This window comes from Halomonas sp. PBN3, from assembly GCF_000475415.1.
In the GTDB taxonomy this organism is placed as follows: Bacteria; Pseudomonadota; Gammaproteobacteria; order Pseudomonadales; family Halomonadaceae; genus Halomonas; species Halomonas shengliensis.
The window spans coordinates 1-8973 of the sequence record NZ_AXCA01000113.1 but is presented as its reverse complement, the minus strand read 5'-3'; the positions used below and the strand labels follow the sequence as shown (position 1 = coordinate 8973).

The following is an 8973-nucleotide window of genomic DNA, read 5'->3' as shown; positions in this document are numbered from 1 at the left end:
TTGCCGGGGGATACTTACTTCCCGCTCAAACTCACGTCAGTCACTCAAGTCGATTCAAAGGATAGTCCGGCTGTTCAGTTAGCTGACGTCATGATCGGTGCAGCCATTGAAGTGACAAAAATCTTGAGGGGCCAGAAAGCCGGGGGCATAGAGCCATACGCGTTATTAGATCTATATAAGGATGAGCAGATCATACACATGTTTCCCTCTCTTGATTTCGATGAGCAACGACGGTTTCGGAAAGGGACACAGGCTGCAGAGGTAATTGACTACTTTTCGCAGTTCCATGTCTGAGCAAACGGGCCGCCGAATAAAGCCCGTCGCGGCGACGGCTTTGGGCGAGTGAATCTCGGCAAGTGAATTGACCTGAACACCAGAAGCGCGGACGCTTTCGATGTGGGCAGTAGCTAAAGGCGTTGGGAATGGCAGAAGAAGTAAATCGGCGGTCTCAATGACCAAGTGCAACACGTGACCCATCAGGTACGGTGTTGCTATGACTCACTGCTATCGCCACCTCTCTGCTGAAGACCGAGCCGCCATCATGATGATGCGAGCCACTCATTCGATCCGGGCCATCGCCACTCACCTGGGCCGTGCACCGAGCACCGTGTCGCGAGAAATCGCCCGCCACACGGTTGATCCCATCAAGGGCTACGATGCCAGCCTGGCGGGCTACCGGGCTCGTCTGACGCGACATCGGCCACGTCAGCGTCCCAAGCTGCACCCCGACGGGGAGCTCTTCGAGGTGGTGGTCTACTTGCTGCGCAAGTACTGGTCACCGGAACAGATAGCCCGCACACTGAAGCGCATGTCTCCCAACGATTCACATCGACGGGTCTCACATGAGGCCATCTACAATGCGCTCTATGTGATGCCCCGCGGCAGCCTCAAGAAAGAGCTCATCGCCTGTCTTCGCCAGGGCAATGGCAAGCGCCGGCCGCGCAGCCGTGGCAAGGATCGACGCCAGCAGATTCCCGAGCTGGTCAGCATCCACATGCGGCCGCCTGAGATCGAAGATCGCCTGATGCCTGGCCACTGGGAGGGCGATCTCATCATGGGCGCCAACAATCGCTCTGCCGTCGGTACGCTGGTGGAACGCACCACGCGCCTGGTGATCTTGGCGAAAGTGGATGGCACTACCGCCACAGCGGCGGCCGTTGGCTTCAGCGACAAGCTCAATGAGGTGCCGCGAGCTCTGCGCCTGTCCATGACGTACGACCAAGGCAGAGAGATGGTGAAGCATGCCGAGATCACTCAGAAGACCGGTACGGCGATCTACTTCGCTGACCCGCATAGCCCATGGCAGCGAGGCTCCAATGAGAATACCAACGGGCTGTTGCGGCAGTACCTACCGAAGGGCACGGATCTGTCGGTCTACAGCCAGGAAGAACTCGACGAGATCGCTGACTCACTGAACACCCGGCCGCGCAAGACACTGGACTGGCGAACGCCGCTGGAAGTTTACGCCGAGGTGCTCAAGAAATCCGTCGCCGGTCCGAGCACCCTTCAATAGCGTTGCACTTGGAACTTGAGACCGCCATCTCTACCTATTGGTGTTTCCTGATAGGAAGTTAGTAAAAATTGGCCAGGCGGTGGACGTATTTAGGCGTTCCCAATCGTTTGCTTGGCTTGGCGTTCCAGACTACACGGAGTCATATCGTGTTCCAGTTCTTCCGACTCGTATCAATGGCGTAGAGAAGGGTTTGCATCGCCTTTTATCCGGATATCGTGTTACCGCCTTTGCGGAAAAGGGTGATGGGCACACCGAAATTTTTAAGTTAGATGCCCTAGGTGTTGCATTGGAGATATTGCAGCTACTTGCTAAGCATGATGGTTCCTTAGTAAGTCCGCACAAAGGCGTTGAAGTGCCCTCAGTCGGGGGCTCCATTGAACTCAGGTCGCGTGACCACAAGCTGCATAGACGTTACAAAATGGCTCTTCGTCGTTGGGTGTGGAATTCGCCCCCTGAGCTGGGCCAGGATATGACCTCCACGACGACAGGAGGCATGGCATGGACGGCACCCAGATTCTGACCCTCGGCCTGGGCCTGGAAGCGCCCTGGATCCTCAAGGACCAGCACCTGGATACCGCCGTGTCACCCCACCGGCTGGACCTCTACGTCGAGGCCGAGCGCGGCAGCCTCTACCCCTGCCCTGAGTGCGGTGAGGCCTGTCCGGCTCACGACTTCTCCAACAAGACCTGGCGGCATCTGAACTTCTTCCAGCATCACTGCCACCTGCACGCCCGCGTGCCCCGCACCAAGTGCCCGGAGCATGGCGTCAAGCGCATCGAGGTGCCCTGGGCCCGGCCAGGCAGCGACTTCACCCTGTTGTTCGAGCAAGCCGCCATGTCGCTGGTCAAGGAAATGCCGGTACTGGCCGTCTCCCGGCAGCTGGAGATCTCCGACAAGCGGCTGTGGCGCATCGTGCACCACTACGTCGGCCGCATGCTGGGGGAACTGGATTTGAGCAATGTGGCCACCGTCGGCGTCGATGAAACCGCATCCCGACGCGGCCAGCGCTACGTCACTGTGTTCCTCGACATGCAGCGCAAGCAGGAGCCGGTGATCTTCGCCGTCCCAGGCCACGGCAAGGACGCCATCAAGGCCTTCAGCGCCTTCCTGGCGGCCCATGGCGGCGATCCGGACAACGTGGTCGAGGTCGTCTGCGACATGTCACAAGCCTTCCTCAGCGGCGTGGCCGAGCACCTTCCCAAGGCCGAGGTTACGGTCGACTGGTTCCATATCGTGCAGACCTTCACTAAGCGGCTGGACGAAGTGCGCAAGAAGGAGCGCCGGGAGCAGGGGCACCCCAAGTCGCTGCGCTGGGCTCTGCTGAAGAGCTTGGAAAACGAGAACCTGACGCCCAAGCAGCTGGCGGCGCTCCAGGAACTGGTGGCCGACCAGAGCGCCACGTCCGATGCCTGGGTGATCAAGGAGAAGCTGCGCTGGATCCAGAAGGCCCCGACGCCGCGAGCGGCTCGGTGGCGTATCACGAACTACCTCAAGGTCATGAAGGCGGCGGTCTCGGAGAAGCCTCTCCTGAAGCCGATGGGGAAGGCCCTGGCGACGCTGGAGCGGCACGCCGACGCGGTAGTCAGGCGGTGGATCTCGGGACTGACCAACGCACGACTGGAAGGCATGAACGGCTTGTTCCAGGCGGCTCGGTCACGCGCACGCGGCTACCGGAACGAGGCCAACTTCATCGCCATGATCTACCTGATTGGCAGCCCGGTGGGCCGCCTGTTCGATCAGGCCAAATCCACATGAAACGACGAAGAACCTACAAAATACTCTCAAGGAAAGCGGCAGAGCACTATACAGATACTGTTGCATCATTAGAAAATCTGCGAGATATCAACAGGCTGATCCTGTTGTTGTATAGATATCAATTCAAGATACCGTATACATATGACAGGCGTGGCGACAAGCTGACATTCTCTGTGCATCGGAAGTATGTTCCCAAACCGGATAGCGAAAAATTCAGACGGTTGTGGAGTATATTTGGTTTTTCATTCACAGGTCTCGATTACCGATCATCATCTGCTGCGCTTACTGGTGTGAAGGGCAATCAAGCCGAAATGATGAGTTTTGAAATCGATCTATCTGGTCACGGAGCTCGCGAGAGCATCGCACATCAAGCTCAATTTACTATGGGTCTGTTTGAAAAGTTGCCGCAGAAGTCCGCAGCCTTCGAGTGTCTTGAAGTTCAATGAAACTTGTCTTGGTAAAACTTATGGCCGGACCGCAGTCGCCCAACAAGTGGCTGTTGTCGGACGCACCTGCGCTCGCGCTCCGGTTCGCCGCAAAGCCAAAGCGTTATACATCAGGAAAATCTCAATAGCCGCTTCTGGCCGAAAGCAGCCGGCCTGCCAACTACTGGCAGGCCGGCTACGAGAGTATTAGTCCTCAGTCCTGACGAGCCAGCTTTCTACGGTCTCGGCACCGTACTCCTCCTTCCACGCCTTCAGCGTCTTCTGGTTGCCGCCGCGGGTCTCGACGACTTCGCCAGTGTTCGGGTTCTTGTAGATCTTCAGCTTGCGCTTGGCGCGGCCGGTGCTCTTGGCGCTGCTGGAGCTCTTGTCAGCGGTATGCGTTGGATCCAGAAGCTTGATGACGTCAGCGGCTGACTTGTCGAACTCGCGCATCAGGTCTTCGAGGTGATTCTTGAAATCTAGCTCGGTCTTCAGGCGGTCGTCGTTCTTCAGCCTGTCGAGCTCTTCCTGGAGCTGTTTAAGCTGCTGTTCTTTCTGCACGTAGGTGTTGAGAATGGACATGAACTTCCTCGTGGTGGGTGAGTGTTGAGGAGTATTATGGTGGCAGCTTTGGTTTGAATCAATGTTATTGGTCAGGTAAGCGAAGATGATTCCGGCCATGAGTCGGCTGATCCGTTCGCTGTGCTTCTTATAGCTGCCCCAGAAAACATCTCACGTCCGAATTAATATTTCCTGATGCCGCTTCATACGAGCTCGGTAATGCTGTGCCAGTTCCTTGATCTATTGGAGTGGCACGCATGGAGAGACACCACCCACGCCGCTGGCTGGCTGCCTTTAGCCTATCTGCCTGCCTGGTAGGCCCCGTACTCGCTGAGCCAGCCATCGAAGTCTTTACCACCGCCGGAGAGCCGGTGATCAATGTGCCGTCTGGTGCAGCGGTCATCGAACTCGATGTGCCTGGACGACTGGATGCCCTGCTGTCTCAGCAGTTGCCCGCAGATCCTGACGTTGCTGCAGCCTTGATGCGCGAGCGCATGACCACGCCCGCGTGGCAGGAAACTGCTGACCGCTATGCCGATAGCTATCTCGGGCCGGCCAGGGCCTGGCAGCTGGGTGTCGAGAAAGTGCCCGCCGTGGTGATCGATGGTCGCCATGTGATTTACGGCCAGCCGGACGTCGCGCAGGCATTGAACGAAGCCGATCGCCTGCTGAGTCAGGAGAGCCGCCCATGATGCGCTACAGGACCTTGGGCGCTCTGTTGATTGGCGCTGTGCTGAGCCTGGGCGTAATTGAGAGGCCCGCCCAGGCGCTAACAACACCAGAGATTGTGGCGTCGTCGATTTCTACTCAATGCCTGGACTATCAGGTCATCGGTATCTGCGTCTGGCTCAACTGTTCCTGGTCGGGCTGCTCGATACGCACCTCGGTGCAGGTGCGCCATTACATCCCCGAGTTGGTGGTCTCCAGTTACGAGAACACTGGCGACAGCCCCTGGTGGGAAGTGGCCACCCTCTCGCCACCCTTGGGTAAGGCCTTGGCCGGCGGGCAGAGCACCTCGGATGCCAACCGGGCTCGGCACGAGCACCTGCGCTTCAAGAACGTGGACGCCATCGGACACCCGGCCGGCGGTGCCTTCAGCAGCTTCGCCAGCGCCTTCGGCATGTCGTGCGCTGGGGCAGCGACACCCTTCCAGCCCTACCACCTCTCGACCCTTGACGCCCTGGCGTGGCGCAGCGGGATTCCCGAGTCGCTCTACCCGGAGGCGCTCACGCCCGGCATGCGTGAGCTGGGCCAGCCCGGCGACCTGTGGGGCAACGTCTATCCGCGCAGCGGCTTCCTGACCCAGGTGCATGATTACAAGACCGCGGCGACCACTGCCCAGCGCTCTGCCGACATCGTCACCCGCACGGGTCAGCCTCACGTCTACACGCCGCTGGTGGCGGAAAGCCGCGACGGCTACTGGCCGCCCGGGCCGGTCAAGGAGGGTGACCCCTCTACTCATCGCTGGCAGCGCCTGACGCCCGGCATGAGCAAATCCTGTCGGGTGTGGCCGGACCGTGGAGTCACCGACACTTACGGTGACCGCCTGGATACCGGCGGTGACTACGCCTGGTCGTTGTGGCTCCCCTATCGTTGCTGCAAGCGTCGCGGCCAGACCCTGCTGTATGCAGTCCCCTGAAGGAGAGAAGCCGATGAAAGGAACTCGTATACGACGCTTCGCCCTTGCGCCGTTGGCCAGTGCCCTGGTGGTGGGGCTGCTGTCTACCCATGCTGCCCAGGCTCAGGCGCAATCCGCCGATGCCCTTTACTACCAGATCGGCGGCGCCTCGCCTTTCAGCGTCTCAGCCGGACGGGGCTACAACCCCAACAGCCGTGGAATCGGCATCAGCTGGAACATGAATGCCACCTGCGGCAACTTCGATATCGGCGCCACGGTCTCCAACCAGCTCAACGGCATCACCAACGGCTTCCAGAACCTGATGGGGACGGTGGTTCAGAACGCCCAGAGTGCGGTGGCCTCGCTGCCTGCCATGGTCATCCAGCGGGCCAACCCGGGGCTCTATGACCTGCTGAGCAACGGCGTGCTGCAGGGGCGGGTGGACTTCGACCGGGCGTCGATGTCCTGCCGCAAGATGTCCGAGCGCATGGCCGATATGGTCACTGGCCAGGGATGGCAGCAGGTGGCCATGGCTGAGAGCTGGCAGAGCGCGGCCCAGTCCAACGCCGATGTCGTCGCGGCGCAGGAGCAGGTCGACCAGTCGGGCGGCAACCAGGGCGTGACCTGGGTGGGAGGCCAGCGTCGCGGAGGCAGCGGCCAGGAGCCGATTCGTGTGGTTGAGGACACTGCACGCGCTGGCTACAACCTGCTGCATGGGCGTACCGATACCACCAGCACGGCACCCATCCCGGGTGGCGGAGGCGGCTGGGGGTCGGTGGCCACCAACGAAGGCAGCTGGATCGGCGGCGGCGGGTTAGTCGGCACTTCCGGTGGGAGCGGTGGCGGCTCGGGGTCAGGCAGCGGGACGGGAGGAAGCTGTCTAGGCGGCATGTGCACGGTCTGGCAGAGCCCAGAGGAGGCCGCCGAGTGGACCCAGGCGGTGATCGGCGAGCAGTCGATTCGCACCTGCGACGGCTGCGAGCGCAGCGAAACCCAGGCCGGAACGGGGCTGGTGCGCGAGCTTGAGCGTGAGCAGCAGGAGGTCTACGGCAAGCTCCTGGGTCTGGTCGACGGCAGCGAGCCGCTGACCCCGGAGAACCTGCGCCAGGTCTCCGCCGGTGACGGCCTTACCGTGTCCCGTGGGGTGATCGAGTCCTTGCGCACCGATCCCGAGGCCTCGCTGCTGATCCATCGCCTGAGTGGCGAGATGGCACTGGCCCGGACGCTGACTAAGGCGCTGTGGGCGCGCCGGCTGCTGCTGGCCGGCAGCAGTGACCCGGGCATCGCCGACAACGAGCAGGGCATGTCGGCGCTGGATCGCAAGCTGGTGGCTCTGGATCGGGATATTGAGTCGCTGCGCTCCGAGATGGAGATCCGCCAGGCGCTGAGCAACAGCGCTGCCGGCATCGCCCTGGAACGGGCCTCCCGGCGCAGTCAGGGCGCCTCCCAGGGTGAGACCTTCCGCCCGGATGCGGCCCTGGATGGCCGCGGTCGTCCAGCAAGCGAGGGGGGCAGCGACTGATGGCTCGACGCGCTTTCTCCTGGATGAATCCGGCCCGCTGGCCGTCGCTGCTGGTCGCCATGGCGGTACTGATCGGAATGTTGCTGATTAGCGGCGTCATTCTCGCCGTCAGCGTGCGGCTGCTGGGTGGGCTCGAGGCCCACCATGGCGCCTGGCAGGCTGCATGGCCGTGGCTGCTGGCCTGGCGGCTGAGCCTCTACGCCGTGCTGGCCTTGGTCTGGTGGCGCAAGGTGCGCCCCCGGGCGGTGGTGCGGCTGCGCCGAGATCGCGACGACGGGCGACAGGCGCTCGCCAAGCTGCGCCGGCTCGAGCTGATGGCCCTGGGCATCCTGGTCCTGCTGGAGGTCACCAACCTGATCAACCAGCTGGGAGGTGCCTGATGGAAGGCCTGCTGACCGCGCCGCTGGTGGTGTTCGACTACTTCGCCAACGCCATGACGCTGCTGGGCTGGATCATCAACAACGCCATCTGGAACGTCATGGTCGGCACCGGCATCGCCGCGGTGCCGTTCATCACCCTGGTGCTCTCCGAGTGGTTCAAGGCCCGCCAGGAGGGCGACGAGGCGGGGACCAAGGGCATCCTCACGGTCAACCGCATCGAGACCCGGCTCTACGCCATGATCCTCGCTTACGCCTTCACCTGCCTGCCGCTGCTGCAGGTCCAGCTGGCCACCGCCGATATCGATGAGAGCCGCTCGCTGGAGTGCGGCACTCGCCAGTTCGCCTCGGGCGGCTGGTCCGAGGGGGCGTTTGGAGCCACCGAGAGTTCAATCGGTGGCCAGCAGGCGAGGATTCCGCTGTGGTGGGCGGGGGTGCATGCGGTGTCCCACGGGCTCACTGCCGCGGCGATCCACGCTATTCCCTGCTCGACGGACTTCGAGTCCATCCGCATGGAGCTGGACCTGCACAGCGTCGAAGATCCGGGGCTGCAACAGGAAGTAGGCGAGTTCCAGCGCCAGTGCTTCGGGCCGGCGCGCAACCGGCTGCTGCAGGAGGGGGAGAGCATCGAGGCGACCCGCGCCGTGGACGTGGACTGGATCGGCTCGAACTACTTCCAGACCACGCCCGGCTACTACGATAGCTTCTACGCCGGGCGGCCCATCGCGGGCTTCCCCTATGATGCCGATCGGGACGTCTCCCGGCCCAACACCGGCCCGGGGATGCCGGGCTACCCCTCCTGCCGGGAGTGGTGGTCAGCCGAGGGCGTTGGCCTGAGGGCCCGGCTGCACGAGGAGGTCAGCCCCGGGTTCTGGGATGACTTCCGCAGCGTCTTCACCAGCAGCGAGGCCGAGGACTACGTGATCCGGCGCCTGGTCAGCCCCCGCTCGGGTGCGGCCAGCGGCAACCTGGATCAGGCGGTGGTGGGCTTTCGTGGGCTGGATGGCGGCGGCTTCTGGGATGCCACCGTGACCGCCGGCGCCATGGTGGGCGGCACCCTGTCGATCCTGCCCTTCCAGGCCGGCATGGACATGCTCAAGCAGGCGCTGCCGATGGTGCAGGGCATCCTGGTGATGGCCATCATCATCTGCCTGCCCTTCGTGATGGTCATCTCCAGCTATAGCTTCAAGGTCGCCGGCATG

9 protein-coding genes and 1 pseudogene are annotated in these 8973 nt (G+C 62.1%); 9 read left to right on the top strand and 1 reads right to left on the bottom strand.

Annotation, left to right across the window (positions count from 1 at the left end; genetic code table 11):
- The 4 genes and pseudogenes from Q673_RS36920 to Q673_RS36470 all read left to right on the top strand — a co-directional run.
- Positions 1-294, top strand: a pseudogene (locus Q673_RS36920) (hypothetical protein); the annotation flags it as partial.
- 199 nt (positions 295-493) lie between these two features.
- Positions 494-1513: an IS30 family transposase gene (locus Q673_RS24390; RefSeq protein WP_031217831.1), complete on the top strand. Its 1020-nt coding sequence runs from the start codon at positions 494-496 to the stop codon at positions 1511-1513.
- A 498-nt stretch (positions 1514-2011) separates the two neighbouring features.
- The gene (locus Q673_RS24385) at positions 2012-3268 is read left to right on the top strand and encodes an ISL3 family transposase (RefSeq protein ID WP_023005288.1); all 1257 of its coding nucleotides are present in this window, start codon (positions 2012-2014) and stop codon (positions 3266-3268) included.
- Positions 3265-3714, top strand: coding sequence for a hypothetical protein (locus Q673_RS36470; RefSeq protein ID WP_152527083.1), 450 nt, complete (start codon positions 3265-3267; stop codon positions 3712-3714). The genes Q673_RS24385 and Q673_RS36470 overlap by 4 nt, the downstream gene beginning before the upstream one ends.
- Before the next feature lie 186 nt (positions 3715-3900).
- On the opposite strand, the gene Q673_RS24380 is transcribed toward Q673_RS36470, so the two are convergent.
- A complete protein-coding gene (locus tag Q673_RS24380; protein ID WP_023005287.1) occupies positions 3901-4275 on the bottom strand; it encodes a histone-like nucleoid-structuring protein, MvaT/MvaU family in 375 nt (124 codons plus the stop codon).
- 236 nt (positions 4276-4511) lie between these two features.
- Here Q673_RS24380 and Q673_RS24375 point away from each other — a divergent pair, with 236 nt between their 5' ends.
- The 5 genes from Q673_RS24375 to Q673_RS24355 all read left to right on the top strand — a co-directional run.
- Positions 4512-4946: a TIGR03757 family integrating conjugative element protein gene (locus Q673_RS24375; protein ID WP_023005286.1), complete on the top strand. Its 435-nt coding sequence runs from the start codon at positions 4512-4514 to the stop codon at positions 4944-4946.
- Positions 4943-5893, top strand: coding sequence for a TIGR03756 family integrating conjugative element protein (locus Q673_RS24370; RefSeq protein WP_023005285.1), 951 nt, complete (start codon positions 4943-4945; stop codon positions 5891-5893). The genes Q673_RS24375 and Q673_RS24370 overlap by 4 nt, the downstream gene beginning before the upstream one ends.
- A gap of 13 nt (positions 5894-5906) precedes the next feature.
- Positions 5907-7394: an integrating conjugative element protein gene (locus Q673_RS24365; RefSeq protein WP_052004185.1), complete on the top strand. Its 1488-nt coding sequence runs from the start codon at positions 5907-5909 to the stop codon at positions 7392-7394.
- The gene (locus tag Q673_RS36695; protein ID WP_161629666.1) at positions 7394-7774 is read left to right on the top strand and encodes a hypothetical protein; all 381 of its coding nucleotides are present in this window, start codon (positions 7394-7396) and stop codon (positions 7772-7774) included. Before Q673_RS24365 ends, Q673_RS36695 begins: the two co-directional genes overlap by 1 nt.
- Positions 7774-8973: conjugal transfer protein TraG N-terminal domain-containing protein (locus Q673_RS24355; protein WP_023005282.1), on the top strand; the 1200-nt coding region annotated here is incomplete at its 3' end. The genes Q673_RS36695 and Q673_RS24355, both read left to right, overlap by 1 nt.